Below are 16,249 nucleotides of genomic sequence, written 5' to 3' on the forward strand. Positions count from 1 at the left end.
GTCGCTACCGGGGGAGGGCAATCGTCACGACCGGAGGATGAAAGGATCACCGGCCGGCTCCTCGCTCGTGTTGATCCATACGCTCTTCAGCCGCGTGTACTCCCGGATGACCTCCGTTCCGTGCTCGGTGCCGGAGCCGCTGCTCTTGAACCCCGCCCGTGGCGACATCGGTGACATCGACCGGTAGGTATTGGCCCACACCGTGCCCGCCTCCAGCCGGGCGGCCATCCGGTGCACCCGGTTCACGTCACGTGTCCAGACCCCCGCCGCCAGGCCGTACGCCGAGTCGTTGGCGATGGCTAGTGCCTCCTCCTCGGAGTCGAACGGCATGACCGTGGCGACCGGGCCGAAGATCTCCTCCTGGCAGATGCGCATCGAGTTGTCGGTACCCGTGAAGACGGTGGGGGAGTAGAAGTAGCCGCCCAGGTCGCCGGTGTCGGGCCGCGCCCCGCCGCACACCACCTTGCCGCCCTCTGACAGCCCCAGTTCCACGTACGACTCGACCTTCGCCAGCTGGTCGGCTATGGCGAGCGGTCCCAGTTCGGTGGCCTCGTCCAGCGGGTCGCCGATCCGGATGGTCGCGGCCCGCGCCGTCACGCGCTCCAGAACCTCGTCGTACACGTCGCGGTGCACCAGCACCCGGCTGCCCGCCACGCAGGTCTGGCCCGCGGCCGCGAAGATCCCCGCGATGACACCCATGGAGGCCGATCCGAGGTCGGCGTCCGGGAAGACGATGTTGGGCGACTTCCCGCCGAGCTCCAGGGTGCAGCGTACGAAGCGGTCGGCGCAGGTGCGGGCGATACGGCGGCCGGTCTCCGTGGAACCGGTGAACGTCACCTTCGCGACGGTCGCGTGCTCGGTCAGCGGCGCTCCCGCGGTGGCACCGAAGCCGGTGACCACGTTGACCACGCCCGGCGGGAAACCCGCCTCCTCGAACAGCGGGGCGAGCGCCAGCAGCGAGGCCGAGGTGTGCTCGGACGGCTTGACCACCACCGTGTTCCCGGCAGCCAGGGCCGGGGCGAGTTTGGTGGCGGTCAGCAGCAGTGGGGAGTTCCACGGGGTGATGGCGCCGACCACGCCGACCGGCTCGCGCAGTGTGTAGTTCAGCAGTTCGCGGCTCGCGCCCGGGATGACCTCGCCGTGGATCTTGTCGGCGAGCCCGGCGTAGTAGTGGAAGTACTCGGGCAGTCCGGCCAGTTGGGCCCGCATCTCGCGCAGCAGCTTGCCGTTGTCGAGGGTCTCGGTGCGGGCCAGTTCCTCGGCGTGCTCGCCGATCAGGTCCGCCAGGTTCCGCAGCAGACGGCCGCGCCGCGTCTGGCTCAGGTCGCGCCAGCGGGGGTCCTCGAAGGCGGTGCGGGCGGCGGTGACGGCCCGGTCGATGTCCGCGGCCGTGCCGTTCGCGGCCTCGTACCACGGCAGAGCGGTCGTCGAGTTGAGGCTCTGGAAGTACTCGCCGGTGGCGGGGGCGGTCCACTCGCCGGCGATGTAGTGCTGGTGGCGCGGCAGGGCGTTCATGAGGGGTGACACTCCTGTCCGGTGGGCGTTCCGGTGTGCATTCCCGTGTGCGTGAGGATCGCGTCGGTGAGGTCGTCCGGGCGCTCCAATGGCAGCAGATGGCGCCCGCCGGGGACGATCAGCGCCCGGCCGCCGGGTATCCGGTCGGCCAGGAGGCGGGTCATCGCCGGGGTGGATCCGGGGTCGTTCGCGCCGGTGACCGCCAGGGTGGGTGCGGTGATCCGCGGCAGCAGCGGCCACAGGGCGGCGTCGGCGGTGGCGAACACGTCGTAGCAGGCGAGGTAGGAGGTGCGGTCGTTGTGCAGCAGCGCGTCCAGGACGGCCGTCGCCAGATCGGGCTCCTCGGCCAGCCACTCCGGCGCGAACCAGCGGTCGACGGCGGCCCGCGCGGAGGCCTCGAAGTCCTCGGCGGCGCGCTCCCTGCGCCTGGCCACCGCCGCGCGCTCCTCGCCGGACCGACCGGCGACCGAACTGACAAGCGTGAGCGAGGCCGTCAACTCCGGCCTTACAAGCGCCAGTTGCTGGGCGACGAGAGCGCCCAGTGAGAAGCCGACGATGTGCGAGGGCCCCCCAGGACCCGAGCAGCCGTCGACCAACTGGGCCACGTCCTCAGTCAGTTCGCCGAGGGACACACCGGCCGCCGCTGCCGGCGACGCGCCGTGCCCGCGAAGGTCGACGAGCGTGACGCGGTGCCGCGCCGCCAGCGACGGCAGGCACCGTTCCCACATGGCCCGGTCCAGTCCCACGCCGTGCAGCAGCACGAGAGGGGGCCCACTGCCGTGGCTCTCGTGGCTCAGCGTCGCAGGCGCGTCGGGTCGCGCTCGGGACGGGCAGGGAGGGCCGTCCGCCCTGAGCGCGGGATCGAGAGGCTCCGGCCGCGCTGCCGCCGCGCCGGGGCGCCCGGGCCGCACACCCGACTCGCGCCTCGCGTCCGGACCCGCTCCAGCCCCGCCCATCGCGGTCAGCGCTCCGTCGACAGCGGCGCCAGCCGGGCCTGCGGCCGGCCCTGCGCCGCGGCGGCCAGGCCGATGACGATCTCGTCCGCGCGGGGTCCGTCCGGCACCCGGGCCTCGATGCTCTGGTGGTGGGAGCGGATCGTCGCGTCCGTGATGTGCTTGAGCGGGATGTCGAAGACCGTGCCAGCGGCCGCCCGCTTCTCCACCGCGGGGAGCAGGGTGGTCGCGTTCGCCGCCTTGCGGAAGTGGTCACCGAACTTGAGCGTGTGGATCAGCGCCGAGCCGTGCTCGATCTCCCCGTCCAGGCCCACGATCGCGGCCTTTCCATACGCCTCCACCGGTGCGCCGAGCGCCTCGACGACCCGCGGCGCCAGCAACTCGCCGAGCTTCGGGGCGACTTCGTCGATCCCGGGCAGCAGGTCCTCGACGAAGCCCTGACCCGCCCAGGGGTTCTCGACCACCGCGAGCACCACTGCCGTGCGGGCGGGCGGGTCGACCGGGCGTCCGCCCTCGGAGTGGATGTCCTCAGTGAAGGTGATGATCTTGCGGATGTTCATGAGCGGGCGGTCTCCAGGTCTGCGAGGCGGACGACGGGATCGGTCAGGCGGTCCCCGATCCGGGCGTTGGGGCGGGGGCCGGAGGCTGCGGCCGCGACGATGACGATCTCGTCGGGGCGCGGCGCGTCGGGGATCCGGATGTGGCACGTCTGGTAGTGGGAGCGGGTGGCGGCGGCCGTCTTGTGCCACAGCGGCACGGTGAGCTGCTCGCCGGCCGGCAGTCGGTCGTCGCTGAAGACGATGATCGAGGTGCCCTCGGCCAGCTCACGGAACACATTGCCGAAGAACGGGGTGTGGATCAGCGCGCCGCCGTGCTCGATCTCGCCGTCGAGCCCCACGATGGCCGCCTTGCCGAAGGACTCGATCCGGTCCGTACCGCCGAGCGTTTCGGTGAGCCGGTCGGTCAGCAGCCGGGCCAGGCCCGGTGCCACGGCCTCGACCTCGGGCTGGAGGTCGGCGACGAAGCCGCGTCCGGCCCAGGGGTTACGGATCACCGCGGCCGCGGCGACCCGGCGCACTGGCACCGCCACCGGGCGGCCCAGTTCCAGGAGCACCTCGTCGACGACGGTCACGACCTTCCGTACGCCCGTCAAGTGAAACCCCACGCCCGTCATGCGGTGAACTCCGGCATGACCTTCTCGGCGAACAGCTCCAGGCTGCGCATGGCCTTGCGGTGCTCGAGCCCCGGGTGGGTGGTCCACAGCAGCAGGTGCTCCAGGCCTACCTCGTCGCGCAGTTCGGCGATCTTCTCGGCGACGTATTCGGGCGTGCCGACCAGCAGGTTGCGGGAGTGCAGGAAGTCGAAGGACAGCTCGTGCGCGTCGGTGAGTTCCTCGCCCGCCTCCATCAGGTTGCTCAGGCCCCGCCAGTGCATGATCCACCGGTACGTCGTCATCAGCGCCTCCTCGAAGTCGGCGCGCGCCTGCTCCATGGTGTCGGCGACATAGACGTCGCGCACGAGGCCGATGCCCTCGCCGAGCGCGTACGGACGGCCCGAGGCCTCGCTCGCCGTGGAGCGGTACAGCTCGAAACGCTCCTTGAGCGCGGAGACCGGGGGCAGCCAGAACATGCCCTGGACACCATCCGCCGCGGCGGCCTGGATGGACCGGGGACTGTCGATGACCTGCCACAGAGGAGGATGCGGGCGCTGCAGCGGAGCGGGCGTGACCTGCATCTTCGTGATGACGCCGGCCTCTGTGTACTCGTCCGTCGCGGGCGAGAGCGGGTGGTTCCACTTCACGCCGGGGGCCGGGAACTCGTAGAAGCGTCCCTTGTGCGCGAAGAACTCGCCGCTCCACGCCTTGCGCAGGATCTCCACCGTCTCGTCGTACAGAGCGCGGTTCTGCTCCTGGTCGCGCGGGTCGGCGAGGGCGTTGAGGTTCAGCGCCTCGCGGCCGTAGAGCCCGCGGCCGAGGCCGACCTCGACGCGGCCGCCGGAGAGCTGGTCGAGCATCGCGATGTCCTCGGCGAGCCGCAGCGGGTGCCAGAAGGTGGCGATGCTCGCGGCCTGGCCGATCCTGATCCGCTCGGTGCGCGCGGCGATGTCGGCGCCCATGAGGACCGGGTTCGGGGTGATCTCGATGGCCTCGTGCCCGAAGTGGTGCTCGGTGTACCAGGTGGACCAGAAGCCCGCCTGTTCCGCGGCGATCGCGAACTCCCGGGCTTCGTCCATGACTTCGGCGTACTCGCCGAGCCGTCCGGGCGCTCCGAGGTTGTGGAATATCGAGAATCGCATCCCGTGTCCTTCCCGCTCTCGCTGTGCCATGGCAGCGAGGCTAGGAGTCCGGATAGGGCCCGTCAAGGGTTAACCCCGACGAAACACGCTTGACCTGTGTATTTGATCGCTTGACCAGCGGTTCTGACGCTCTTTTCGTCGAAGTGTTGACACCGACCTGCGCCCTCCCTACCGTCCTCTGCCATACAAGAGCTGATTGAGGGAAACGCCATGACCCACACTCTTGACCGCGCCGACCGCACCGCCCGTATCCGCTCCGCCTGGGGAGCCGCCTGGGACCACGGACAGGTCGAGGCGCTCGACGACCTGCTCAGCCCGTCCTACGTACGCCGCCGCGGCCCCGCTGCCACTCCACAGGACCGGGAGACCCTCAAGGACTCGATCCGCGCCGTCCGCGAGGCGTTCCCCGATCTGCGCACGGAGATCGAGGAGATCGTCGAGGACTCGGACGGCGACCGGATGGCCATCCGCTGGCGCAGCACCGGCCGCCACACAGGGACCTTCCTCGGTGTGCCGCCCACCGGTAAGCCGGTCGAGGTGTCCGGCGCGACCTTCGCCCGCTTCGACGGCCGCGCGGTGGCGGAGGAGTGGGTGACCTTCGATTCCCGGCAGCTCCTTGAGGCGCTCGGGATCGTCACCACGACCCAGCGGGCAGCCGTGGACCCGGACCTCGTACGCGGTGTGCACCGCAAGTTCATCACCGGCGTGACGGTCGTGACCACGGACGACGACGGCACCCCCAAGGGCCTGGCCGTCAACGCCTTCTCCAGCATCTCGCTCGATCCGCCGATGGTCCTGGTCTGCGTGCAGCGCAGCTCCACCACCCATCCCGCGCTGCACCGGGCGAGCCACCTCGGCATCAGCATCCTGGCCGCCGACCAGCTCGACGTGGCTAAGATCTTCGCCTCCAAGGGCGGAGACAAGTTCGCCGGCCTGTCCTGGACCCCAGGTGCCCACGGTGCTCCGCTGATCGACGGGGCGTGCGCCCAGCTGGAGGTGGAGATCGGGGAGCGCCTGGAGGCCGGCAGCCACACCGTCTTCACCGGCCGTGTCGTCTCCGCCCACCACGACGACCTGGCGCCGCTGGTCTACAGCGGCGGCGGATTCTTCGACATCTCGCACACGGCACCGCTGCCGTGGTGAGACCCACGCACCACCACGCCCTCTCCTCCGTCCCCAGGAGCACGCCATGACCCACGACGGCCCGGCGCCGGTGTACGGCAGCGCGGTCACCAAGGTCGAACCCTTCGGGGTCGACCACATCCCCGACAACGAGCGGCACGGCAAGCCCAGCTCGCAGTTCTTCGTCTGGTTCGCCGCCGGACTCAACTTCCCCATCATCCTGCTCGGCTTCAGCGCTGCATGGTTCGGGCTGAGCTTCACCGCCGCGGTCATCGCCATCGTCGTCGGAGCGGCGCTCGGCTCACTGCTGATGGCCGTGATGTCCCGCATGGGCGTACGGCTCGGCGTGCCCCAGCAGATCCAGGCCCGCGGCCCGCTCGGCTTCTTCGGCAACTTCCTGCCCGTCGCCTACATCAACGTCTTCGCCGGCATCGGCTGGGCCGCGGTCACCGTCATCCTCGGCGGCAAGGCGTTCGCCGAACTGACCCATCTGCCGTTCTGGCTCTGCGCAGGGCTGCTCACCGCGGTCGAGCTGGTGGTGTCCATCTACGGCTACAACATGATCAACTACCTCCAGAAGGTGCTGACGTACGTCCTCACCCCGCTCTTCGTCCTGATCACGGTGGTGGCCGTGGTGCGCGGCGGAAGCGTCTTCGGAGCCGACCCGCACGCGGACGGGTACATCGGCGACACCGGCGGCCTGGTCACCTTCGGCGGCTGGTTCCTGTCGTTCCTCGTCGCTTGGGCGCCCTTCGCATCGGACTACTCGCGCTATCTGCCGGACACACCCGAGGTCGTCACCCGCACCGCCTGGTACACCGGCCTCGGCAACTTCGTCACCATCTGCTGGCTCGGGATCCTGGGCGTCGTGGTCGGCGGCAGCGCCACCAGTACGGACTCCATCACCGCGCTGCACGAGCTGGCCGGGCCGTTCGCGGTCCCCGCGCTGCTCGCCATCGGCCTGTCGGCGCTCGCGCAGAACTTCCTCAACGTCTACGGCGGCGCGATCTCCGTCCAGACGCTGAAGGTGCCGGTCACCCGCTCCCAGGCGGTCACCGTCATCTGTCTGCTGGCCTACGCCATCAGCCTGTGGGGCGAGTCGGGTACGGAGGACAAGTTCAAGGTCTTCCTGAACCTCACCGCGTACTTCATCGCACCCTTCGCCGCCGTGCTGCTCCTCGACTTCTACCTCGGGGGGCGATCCGACCCGAGTCGGATCGCCGAACTGTACGACCGGGGGCGGGTGTTGGGCTGGGGCTTCGTGGCCTGGGCGGGCGGCGTCGCGGCATCGGTGCCGTTCTGGCAGTCCAGCTTCTACACCGGGCCGTTCTCGGTGGCGTTCCCGGGAGCAGGCGACCTGAGTATGTTCGTCGCTGCCGGTGCGGGCGTGGTGCTGTATCTGCTGACGTACCGGCTGAAGCCGCTGTGGGTGCGGGGCGACGGGAGCGTGGCCGGGCAGCACACGGAGCAGGGCGAGGCGGTGGCCACCGGGCTCTGACGGGCTTGACGGGCGGGCGGTGCCATGGCAGCGGTGCCGCCCGTCGGCATGACTGCATGCGGCTGCTGCTGACCGCGGCTCCGGTGCGGCGGTGAACCAGGCCACTTCTCTGTCTCCTGAGAGGCCGCCCCGCCAGGCCGCCTGTCAGGCATCGGGGCGCTGGTAGCGGAGCAGGACGACCCCGTTGCCGAAAGTCCGGGTCTCGACGAGGCGGAGACGGGTCACGGCGTCCGTCTCCGGGAACAGGGGTCTGCCCCGCCCGATCAGGACCGGATGGACGTAGATGCGGTACTCGTCGATCAGATCGTGCTCCATGAAGGCCGCGGCGAGCTCGGCACCGCCCAGCGCCAGATCGCCGCCCGGCTGCGCCAGAGGGACACCGACATCATCAGGACGATCTTTCTCATCGCGGTCCTCACGGAAGTCGACGAGGCGGTCGGGGCGGGCGGCGTCCGGCCCATGTGGCCGGGCCACCCTCACGGTACTGGCATGATCGGAGACATGGTGGAACGTGTTGTCGCCGCGTGCGACGGAGCCTCGAAGGGGAATCCGGGGCCCGCAGGCTGGGCCTGGGTCATCGCCGGGGCCGAGGAGATCCCTGACCGGTGGGAGGCCGGCCCGCTGGGCAAGGCGACGAACAACGTCGCGGAACTCACCGCGCTGGAGCGCCTGTTGGCGGCGGTCGACCCGTCCGTGCCGATGGAGATCCGGATGGACTCCCAGTACGCGATGAAGGCCGTCACGACATGGCTGCCCGGCTGGAAGCGCAAGGGCTGGAAGACCGCCGCGGGCAAGCCGGTCGCCAACCAGGAGCTCGTCGAGCGCATCGACGCGCTGCTCGACGGCCGCTCCGTGGAGTTCCGCTACGTCCCGGCGCACCAGGTCGACGGCGACAGGCTCAACGACTTCGCCGACCGGGCCGCAAGCCAGGCAGCGCTCGTCCAGCAACCTGCGGGCAGCGAGTACGACTCGCCGGAGCCGCCGACCGCACCCGACGTCGCCCCGTCCGGTGGTGGGCGCTCGGGTGGTGCGCGCCGCGGTTCCTCGAGCGGCCCGGCGCAGCCGAGCGCTGCGCCGCGGCAGCGCGGCTCGGGGGGTTCGCGGACGATCAAGGCGAAGTTCCCGGGCCGGTGCGTCTGCGGCCGCTCGTACGCGGCGGGCGAGTCCATCGCCAAGAACGCGCAGGGGTGGGGCCACCCGGAGTGCCGTACGGCATAGGCGGGCGGCGGGTGTTCGCCGTACCACGGGGTGCCGTGCCCGGGCGGCAGGCGGAGCGGGGAACCGCCCTGCCACTAGGGCGCGTTCTTGGTTGTGATCAAGGGGTGGTCCGCGTGAGGGAATCGAGTCCTGTTCCCCGCCTTTCGGAGTCACGGCGAGGGCGGGCTGGAACTGGCCTTCAGGGCGCTCGACATCGCCGCCGTCTCCGACCGCGAGGCCTGGGCGATCGCGGTGACGCACGCTCCCGGCTCCTCGCACCCCGAGCACGTGGTGCGGCGGACGCCCTGCGGGTTCAGTGCAGGATCTTCTCCTTGGCCCGCTGGAACTCCTCTTCCGAGAGGTGGCCCCTGGCCTTGATCTCCGACAGCCTCGCGAGTTCCTCGACCTCGCTCGGCTTGCCCGCGCCTGCCGCGGTCTCGCGGATGTAGCTGTCGAACGCCTTCTGCTGGGCCCGTGCCTGCTCTATCTCACGCTTGCCCATGTCCTTGCCGCGGGCGAGGAGGTACACGAAGCAGCCGAGGAACGGGAGGACCAGTACGAAAAGGAGCCACCCCGCCTTCGCCCACCCGTTCATGCTGTCGTCGCGGAAGATGTCGAAGACGATCCGGAAGAGCAGGAAGAGCCACATGACCCACAGGAAGATCCACATCATCGTCCAGAACGCGCCCAGTACCGGGTAGTCGTACGCGAGGTGCGTGTAGCCGTCCATTGCTTTCTCCTGTCCACGCCATCCCCCACCGGTCGGATGGTCCGCGACCCGGTCGGATCGTCCGCGACACCGGATGTGCCGGGTCCGGGCTGCACCGGGCCCCGGGTGGGCCGGCCTCTGCGTGGGCCGGGCGTGCCGAGGCCCACCCCCATGGTCACGTGACCGGTCGGTGATCGCTACGCGAGCCACGGGCAGCTGCGACGAACGTCCACGTCGCCCTGGGCAGGGCCGGCCGGCGTTTGACGTGTCGGAGATTTCCGACGTATTTTCTGGGGGTGGCGACACACGACGTCTTCAGCGCACTGGCCAACCCGGTGCGCCGTCGGCTGCTCGACGCGCTGCGCGACGGTCCGCGCGCGGTCAACGACCTCGTGAGCGAGTTCGAGCTGAGCCGGCCTGCCGTCTCGGAGCACCTTCAGGTCCTACGCCAGGCCAACCTGGTGAGGGAGGAGCCCAGAGGTCGGCAGCGCTACTACCACCTCGAGCCGCAGCCGCTGGACGAAGTCCGCGAGTGGCTCCACCCCTTCGAACACTACTGGCGTGCACGGATGCGCTCGCTCCGTGACCTGCTCGACGAGGAAAACCCATGACCGAACCCTCAGTGATCCGATGCGACCAGTTCCTGGCCCACCCTCCGGCGAAGGTGTGGCAGGTCCTGACCGATCCGCAGCTGCATGCACGGTGGTGGGCCGAGGGAGACGTACGGCCCGTCGTCGGGCACCGCTTCACCCTGGACATGGGCCCGTGGGGCTCGCAGCCGTGCGAAGTGATCGCCGTCGAACCGGAACGCATGATCAGCTACACCTTCGCCGAGGGGTCGCTCGACACCACGATCACCTGGCGCCTGGAACCCGAGGGGAACGGCACCCGGCTGTTCCTCGAGCACGCCGGGTTCGATCTCGACTCGCCGATGGGCAAGGCGGCGTTCGACGGCATGGGGCAGGGCTGGCCTGGCCTGCTCGCCGGCATGGGTCCCGTACTCGCCGGTATGTGATATGCCAGGCGGCCATGGACGAGACACTGCCGACACGGCTCGCAAGCGGTAAGTACCTTCTGGTCACCAGCTACCGCAGGAACGGCACTCCCGTGTCCACGCCCGTATGGGTGGTCCGGGACGGCACCGCCCTCGGCGTGTGGACGGCCGCGGACTCCTGGAAGGTGAAGCGGATCCGCCACCGCGCCGATGTGCTGGTGGGCCCATGCGATCTGCGGGGGAATCCGACCGGCGATCAGATCCCGGCCACCGCTGAGATCTGCGACCAGGCCGCCACGGCCCGCTATCGGGGCCTGATCGCTCGGAAATACGGCCTCATCGGCCGGTTGACGCTGCTTGGCAGCCGACTGCGACGCGGCGTGAACGGGACGGTCGGTATCCGTATCTCGCTCGCGGAGTGACGGCGGGAGCGCTCTCGGTGCCTGCCGGAAGCGCTCTCATTCCACGCCGAGTGCCGCTTTCAGTGCCCGCCGGGAGCGCTCTCAGTGCGTGCCGGGTGAGCTCTCAGTGCCTGCGAGGTGAGCTCTCAGTACCTGCCGCGGCACGCACCGCCGCGGGGCACCCGCAAACACCTTCCGTTCACCTAAGCGCCATCGGCCATACGGCTGAATGACGGCCCTGAGATCATCAAAGCAGCCACATTCAGAAAGCGGACACCCGCATTCCGAACACAGAAAGACAGCATCATGGGCGAGTTTCTTGTAGCAGTACTCGCGAAGGCCGGCGCCGCGCTTGCCGAGGCGATCATCCTTCGCGTTCTGTGGCAGCTGTGGACGGCGTACTCGCGGTCACTGCGCACGGCACCGGTAATGGCCGCCGCCTGATTCCTCACAGCCGCCGTCTGAATTCCCCGGCGCACGACGAGGCCCACGCCGCCGCGCGCCGGAACGTGACATCGATCAGGCAGCCCTGCCGGCGGGCCTGCGGGAGCCGCTTTCCTCCCGCGACTCCATGCCTGCCCTACGCTCTTCCTTTCTCTTGCTGCGCACCAGCCAGGTGGCTCCGCCGACGGCAAGGGCGACCGGCCACTCGAGGGCGCCGGCCACGGTCATCGCTCCCAGGCCGCCGTAGAAGAGAAGGTCCTTGCCCTGCGGCCGTCCCGCCATGCCGGGCAGCATCGACGTAGCCGCTCGGGCGGTGGCGGCCAGGTCCTTCCGGGTGAGATACGGAACCGGCATCGGAGGGTGATACGTGTGCGTGTGCAGCGTCAGACCCCCCGGCCCCTGGTGAACCTGGGTCTCCTCGCTCCTTTCGGTCTGCTTGTCCTGGGCCCGCGTCGCTTTCGCCTCCACCTGCGTCGCTTCGGCCCTCTTGCGCGGCGCGGCTCGCGGCGTCGTGGTCTTCGACGCCGTAGTCTTCCGCGTGGCTGTCCTGGGCATCCGTCTCCTCCTTTCGTCCGAGACCGGTGCGTCATTCGCCACTTTCAATTCTGGCGCGCTCTCGGACGCACAGCGCCACCGAAAGCGCGTCGATTGAAGCTGTGATTCCCGGCTACCCGTGTGACGGCGAATGAGACACGCCAAGCCCAGAAAGCGGGTGACGCACAGTGGGTATTCCGGCAAGCGGACTACTGCGCGCTGTCGCGTCGTCCGCTGCCGGTGTGCTGAGTGGCGCCACCGAGCCGCGGGTGCGGCCCTTCGAGGAGCGGATGCACGTCGCGGTACGCGGGCTGCGTGACCGCAGTGAGGCCGACGCGGCGCTGCTCGCGCGGGACCTTGAGGAAGCGCTCTCCGCCGTGCCCTCCGTGCGCTGGGCCGTGGTGAACACCGTCCTGGAGCAGGCCGTCGTCACCACCGACGGCGAGGCCGAGGCCGAGGCGATCGTGGAGGCACTGATCGACGCGGTCGAGGCGGTCGAGGAGAAGCACGGCGTCGAGGGGCCGCTGCCCGAGCACCCGCAGTCGGGAGGGCCGGTCCGGCGCGCGGTGGGCGCCATGGCCCTGCATCTCGCCGCCGCACCCTTGGCCACCGCGGTACGGTTCACCCGCCGCACGCCCATCCCGGCCGGGGTCGCGGCGCTCGTCCCGCTGGTCGACTACCAGCCCCGGTTGCGGCGCCTCGTGGAGAGCGCTCTCGGCGCCCGGCACGCCAACATGGTGATGACGGGCGCGGCCGCCCTCTTCCAGGCCGGCACCGGCGGTTTCTTCGGAATCGGCGTGGACACCGTCCGGCATGCCCTGCGCGTGCTCGAAGCCGACGCCGAGCGCGAGGCCTGGACCGCGGCAGAGTCCCGCCTCATGGGTGCCCCGCAGGGAGCCGACGCTACCGGGGCGACGGGAACGCCCCCGCCACGCGAAGTGCCCCTGAACGACGGGCCGGTCGAGCGCTACGCGGACCAGGCGGCAGCCGTCGCGGCAGCCTCCTTCGCCGGTTCGCTGCTCGTGACCCGGCGCCCCGCCCGAGCGGCGGCGGGAGCGCTCTCAGCGATCCCCAAAGCACCGGTGGTGGCCCGCGAAGGCTTCGCCTGCGTTCTGGGCCGGGGACTGGCCCGCCAGGGCACCGTCATTGCGCGGCCGGACGCGCTTCGGAAACTGGACCGGATCGGCCCCGTCCTGCTCGACACGGACATCCTGGGCACGGGCGCGTATCTCCTTGCCGACCTGGTGCCCCTCGACGAGGACGCGCCCCCCGGAGAACTCGCCGCGACGGCGCACCGGCTCTTCGACCGCTCCGCCCCCGACCAGATCCACCGGGACGGCGCCTGGTCGCTGGGGCCCATCGAGCGCCTGCCGCTCCAGGGACGCACGGGCGCCCAGGCCCGCAACAGACTCCGGCGCGGCGGCGCGCACTTCGTACTGGGCCTGGCGCACGAACGGCGTCTGATGGCCGTCATCAGCGTGACACCAGAGGTCCACGACACCGCGAGCGCTCTCGTCCCCGCCGCCCAGGCAGCCGGGCTCACCGTCCTGGCCGCGGGCGAGCACACGTCCGATGCGGCCGTACGCGAGGCCGACGGCGTGATGGACGGCGGCGACCGGCTGCCCGACTCCGTACGGGCCCTGCAGCGGGACGGCACCGGCGTGCTCGTCATCTCCCGGCACCGGGCCGCGCTACAGGCCGCCGACGTCGGCGTGGGGGTGACCGGCCCGGACGGCGCGCCGCCCTGGGGCGCCGACCTGTACGTCGACGCCGATCCCGCCGCGGCCGTCGTGGTCGTGGAAGCATGCCGCGCCGCACGCGAAGCCGCACACCGCGGCGTCCGGCTCGCACAGGCGTCGGCCGCCATAGGCGCGGCCACGGCCATGGCCGGACGCTCCCGGCGTACGGCCGCCAACAGCATGACGGCCTTCAACGGAGCCGCCGCCCTCGGCATCGCGACCGGCGTCTGGTCGGCCGTGCGGCTGTTGAGGCGCCCCGCCCCGCCAGCCACCAGTCGGCACCCCTGGCATGCAATGGACCCGGCCACCGTGCTTGCCCGAACTGGCGCGCGGGACACCGGACTTACGGCCGAGGAAGCTGAAGCGCGCGCCGCCCCGACGGGCGAACAGGCCCCTGCCTCCTCGCTGTTCAGGGCCTATCTCACGGAAATGGCCAACCCGCTCACGCCGATCCTCGGAGCCGGAGCGGCCCTGTCAGCGGCGGTCGGTGCGGTCCTCGACGCCGGGCTGATCATCGCCGTCACCGCCCTGTCCGGGCTTATCGGAGCGCTCCAGCGCCACTCGACAGACCGGGCCGTCGCCCGGCTGCGCCGTGAGTCGGCGGTCATGGCCACAGTGGTACGCGACGGGCAGGAGATCAGCGTCCCGGCCGACGAACTGGCCGTGGGAGACGTGGTGATCCTGAACGCCGGCGATGTCGTACCCGCTGACTCCCGCCTTCTGGAGGCCCACCACTTCGAGGCTGACGAGTCCGCGCTCACCGGCGAGTCCCTGCCGGTCGCCAAGGATCCAGCCCCCGTGCTGGCATCGGCCGTGGCGGACCGTACCTCCATGGTCTACGAGGGCACCACCGTGGCCGCCGGACGAGGCCGGGCCCTGGTCGTCGCCACCGGTACCGCCACGGAGGCGGGCCGTGCCACGGTGGGCGATCGGCGCGCAGCACCGTCCGTCGGCGTCGAACGCCGCCTGGCCGATATCACCCGCACCACGATGCCGGTGGCGCTCGGTTCGGCCGGGGCCGTGATGGCCGCGGGCCTGCTGCGCGGCCGGCCCCCGCGCGACACCATCGGGGCGGGCGTGGGGCTTGCGGTGGCGAGCGTGCCGGAAGGGCTGCCGTTCCTCGTGTCGGCCGCCCAACTCGCCGCCGCCCGCAGGCTGTCCGCACGAGGCGCCCTGGTGCGCGACCCCCGTACGATCGAGGCGGCCGGGCGCACCGACGTGCTGTGCTTCGACAAGACCGGCACCCTCACGCATGGCCGGATCTCGCTGGTCGCCGTCTCGTCGGACGGCGACAGCCGCCCGCTCGAGGATCTGGCGGAACCGCAGCGCGCCGTACTCGCCGCCGCGCTGCGGGCCACGCCGCGCGCGCACGGCGACCACGGCCTCGAACACGCCACCGATGGCGCGGTCGTCGCGGGCGCCGAGGAGGCGGGCGTGAGCCGCACGACCGCCGCGCCGGGCTGGCGGCGTTCCGCCAGCCTGCCGTTCGAGCCGAGCCGCGGCTTCCACGCCACCCTGGGCCGCTGCGGCGGGAGGTGGATGCTGTCGGTGAAGGGAGCGCCGGAAGAGGTTGTGGAGCGATGCGCCACCCGAGGCGGCAAGCCCCTGGACCAGCAGGGCAGGGACGCCATCCTGGCGGCCGGCGAGAAACTGGCCGCCGAGGGCCACCGCATCCTCGCCGTAGCGGAGTTGAGGGACACCACCGACGGCGAACTCACCGACGAAGCGGTCACCGGACTGGACTTCCTCGGCTTCCTCCCCTTCGCCGACCGCGTGCGCGGCACCGCCGCCGACGCGGTACGCCGACTCGTTGACGCCGGCGTGCACATCGTGATGATCACCGGCGACCACCCCGGCACCGCCGAGGCCATGGCCAGGGACCTCGGCGTCCTGGACGGCCGCCGGATGGTGACCGGTGCCGAACTCGACGAGCTCGACGACCGCGCCCTGGACAGGCTGCTGCCCGAGGTCGGCGTCGTCGCCCGCGGCACACCGGTCCACAAGGTCCGCGTGGTGCGGGCGTTCCAGCGCCTCGGCCGGACGGTCGCCATGACCGGCGACGGCGCCAACGACGCCCCCGCCATCCGGCTCGCCGACGTCGGCATCGCCTTCGGGAAGCGGGCCACCCCGGCCGCACGCGCGGCCGCCGACCTCGTCGTGACCGACAACCAGCTGGAGACGGTCCTCGCCGCACTCGTGGAGGGCCGCGCCATGTGGGCGTCCGTACGCCAGGCCCTGGCGATCCTCGTCGGCGGCAACCTCGGTGAGATCGCCTTCACGCTGCTGGGTGCGGCGGCCACCGGCACCTCTCCACTGACGGCCCGTCAACTCCTGCTGGTCAACCTCTTCACCGACCTCGCCCCGGCCATGGCCGTCGCGCTGCGCCCGCCGCACCCCGAGGCGGCCGAGCGCATGCTCCACGAAGGGCCCGAGGCGTCCCTCGGCTCGGCCCTCACCGAGGAGACCGTCGTACGCGCCGTGGCCACCACTCTGGGCGCCACCGCCGGCTGGCTCGCCGCCCGATTCACGGGCCGCGCCGCCCGCGCCCGCACCGTCGCCCTGGTCGCGCTCGTGGGCACGCAACTGGGGCAGACGCTGCTGGCCGGCGGCCGCAGCCGGACGATCGTCGCCGCGTCCCTCGGCTCCATGGCCGCACTCGCGGCCGTCGTCCAGACCCCCGGCCTCAGCCACTTCTTCGGATGCACCCCACTCGGCCCGATCGGTTGGGCCATCGCCCTGTCCGCAGCGGCGGGCGCGACCGCGAGCTCGCTCGTTCTCCCGGCGGCGGTCAGGAGGGCCCCGGAGGTAGTAAGCAGGGTCCGCGCAGCGCTCTGAAGGGCCAACGGGC

15 protein-coding genes and 1 pseudogene are annotated in these 16,249 nt (G+C 71.2%); 8 read left to right on the forward strand and 8 right to left on the reverse strand.

The window, feature by feature from the left end:
- Positions 1-24 precede the first annotated feature (24 nt).
- From ABT009_RS03985 to ABT009_RS04005, 5 genes are all read right to left on the reverse strand, one after another.
- Positions 25-1,515: an aldehyde dehydrogenase gene (locus tag ABT009_RS03985; RefSeq protein WP_351289240.1), complete on the reverse strand. Its 1,491-nt coding sequence runs from the start codon at positions 1,513-1,515 to the stop codon at positions 25-27.
- Complete coding sequence (locus tag ABT009_RS03990; RefSeq protein WP_351289242.1) at positions 1,512-2,276, reverse strand: alpha/beta fold hydrolase; 765 nt, start codon at positions 2,274-2,276, stop codon at positions 1,512-1,514. The genes ABT009_RS03985 and ABT009_RS03990 overlap by 4 nt, the downstream gene beginning before the upstream one ends.
- Before the next feature lie 200 nt (positions 2,277-2,476).
- The gene (locus ABT009_RS03995; RefSeq protein WP_351289244.1) at positions 2,477-3,028 is read right to left on the reverse strand and encodes an amino acid synthesis family protein; all 552 of its coding nucleotides are present in this window, start codon (positions 3,026-3,028) and stop codon (positions 2,477-2,479) included.
- The gene (locus tag ABT009_RS04000) at positions 3,025-3,642 is read right to left on the reverse strand and encodes an amino acid synthesis family protein (protein ID WP_351289246.1); all 618 of its coding nucleotides are present in this window, start codon (positions 3,640-3,642) and stop codon (positions 3,025-3,027) included. The genes ABT009_RS03995 and ABT009_RS04000 overlap by 4 nt, the downstream gene beginning before the upstream one ends.
- Positions 3,639-4,763 (reverse strand): LLM class flavin-dependent oxidoreductase, encoded by a 1,125-nt coding sequence (locus ABT009_RS04005; RefSeq protein ID WP_351289248.1) that lies wholly within the window; start codon positions 4,761-4,763, stop codon positions 3,639-3,641. The genes ABT009_RS04000 and ABT009_RS04005 overlap by 4 nt, the downstream gene beginning before the upstream one ends.
- Positions 4,764-4,973: 210 nt before the next feature.
- Between ABT009_RS04005 and ABT009_RS04010 the strand changes: the two genes are divergently transcribed.
- Both ABT009_RS04010 and ABT009_RS04015 read left to right on the forward strand, forming a co-directional pair.
- On the forward strand, positions 4,974-5,906 hold the full coding sequence (locus ABT009_RS04010) for a flavin reductase (protein WP_351289250.1): 933 nt from the start codon (positions 4,974-4,976) through the stop codon (positions 5,904-5,906).
- A 46-nt stretch (positions 5,907-5,952) separates the two neighbouring features.
- Positions 5,953-7,383 (forward strand): purine-cytosine permease family protein, encoded by a 1,431-nt coding sequence (locus ABT009_RS04015; protein ID WP_351289252.1) that lies wholly within the window; start codon positions 5,953-5,955, stop codon positions 7,381-7,383.
- 144 nt (positions 7,384-7,527) lie between these two features.
- Here the strand turns inward: ABT009_RS04015 and ABT009_RS04020 are convergent.
- Positions 7,528-7,752: pseudogene (locus ABT009_RS04020) on the reverse strand (dihydrofolate reductase family protein); the annotation flags it as partial.
- 120 nt (positions 7,753-7,872) lie between these two features.
- On the opposite strand from ABT009_RS04020, the gene ABT009_RS04025 reads away from it, so the two are divergent.
- Positions 7,873-8,601: a ribonuclease H family protein gene (locus ABT009_RS04025; protein ID WP_351289254.1), complete on the forward strand. Its 729-nt coding sequence runs from the start codon at positions 7,873-7,875 to the stop codon at positions 8,599-8,601.
- 292 nt (positions 8,602-8,893) lie between these two features.
- Here ABT009_RS04025 and ABT009_RS04030 read toward each other — a convergent pair whose 3' ends face one another.
- Positions 8,894-9,310, reverse strand: coding sequence for an SHOCT domain-containing protein (locus ABT009_RS04030; RefSeq protein ID WP_351289256.1), 417 nt, complete (start codon positions 9,308-9,310; stop codon positions 8,894-8,896).
- A 275-nt stretch (positions 9,311-9,585) separates the two neighbouring features.
- Between ABT009_RS04030 and ABT009_RS04035 the strand changes: the two genes are divergently transcribed.
- From ABT009_RS04035 to ABT009_RS04050, 4 genes are all read left to right on the forward strand, one after another.
- Positions 9,586-9,900 carry an ArsR/SmtB family transcription factor gene (locus ABT009_RS04035; protein ID WP_351289258.1) on the forward strand — a complete coding sequence of 105 codons (315 nt, stop codon included), beginning with the start codon at positions 9,586-9,588 and terminating at the stop codon, positions 9,898-9,900.
- The gene (locus tag ABT009_RS04040) at positions 9,897-10,304 is read left to right on the forward strand and encodes an SRPBCC family protein (protein WP_351289260.1); all 408 of its coding nucleotides are present in this window, start codon (positions 9,897-9,899) and stop codon (positions 10,302-10,304) included. Before ABT009_RS04035 ends, ABT009_RS04040 begins: the two co-directional genes overlap by 4 nt.
- 14 nt (positions 10,305-10,318) lie before the next feature.
- Positions 10,319-10,705 carry a PPOX class F420-dependent oxidoreductase gene (locus ABT009_RS04045; protein ID WP_351289262.1) on the forward strand — a complete coding sequence of 129 codons (387 nt, stop codon included), beginning with the start codon at positions 10,319-10,321 and terminating at the stop codon, positions 10,703-10,705.
- Positions 10,706-10,990: 285 nt separating this feature from the next.
- Positions 10,991-11,128 carry a hypothetical protein gene (locus ABT009_RS04050; RefSeq protein ID WP_351289264.1) on the forward strand — a complete coding sequence of 46 codons (138 nt, stop codon included), beginning with the start codon at positions 10,991-10,993 and terminating at the stop codon, positions 11,126-11,128.
- A 75-nt stretch (positions 11,129-11,203) separates the two neighbouring features.
- On the opposite strand, the gene ABT009_RS04055 is transcribed toward ABT009_RS04050, so the two are convergent.
- Positions 11,204-11,683 carry a hypothetical protein gene (locus tag ABT009_RS04055; protein ID WP_351289266.1) on the reverse strand — a complete coding sequence of 160 codons (480 nt, stop codon included), beginning with the start codon at positions 11,681-11,683 and terminating at the stop codon, positions 11,204-11,206.
- A 221-nt stretch (positions 11,684-11,904) separates the two neighbouring features.
- On the opposite strand from ABT009_RS04055, the gene ABT009_RS04060 reads away from it, so the two are divergent.
- Positions 11,905-16,236, forward strand: a complete 4,332-nt coding sequence (locus tag ABT009_RS04060; RefSeq protein WP_351289268.1) for a cation-translocating P-type ATPase — start codon at positions 11,905-11,907, stop codon at positions 16,234-16,236.
- The last annotated feature ends 13 nt before the right edge of the window (positions 16,237-16,249 follow it).

This window comes from Streptomyces sp. NPDC002896 (genome assembly GCF_040295225.1).
Classification (GTDB): domain Bacteria; phylum Actinomycetota; class Actinomycetes; order Streptomycetales; family Streptomycetaceae; genus Streptomyces.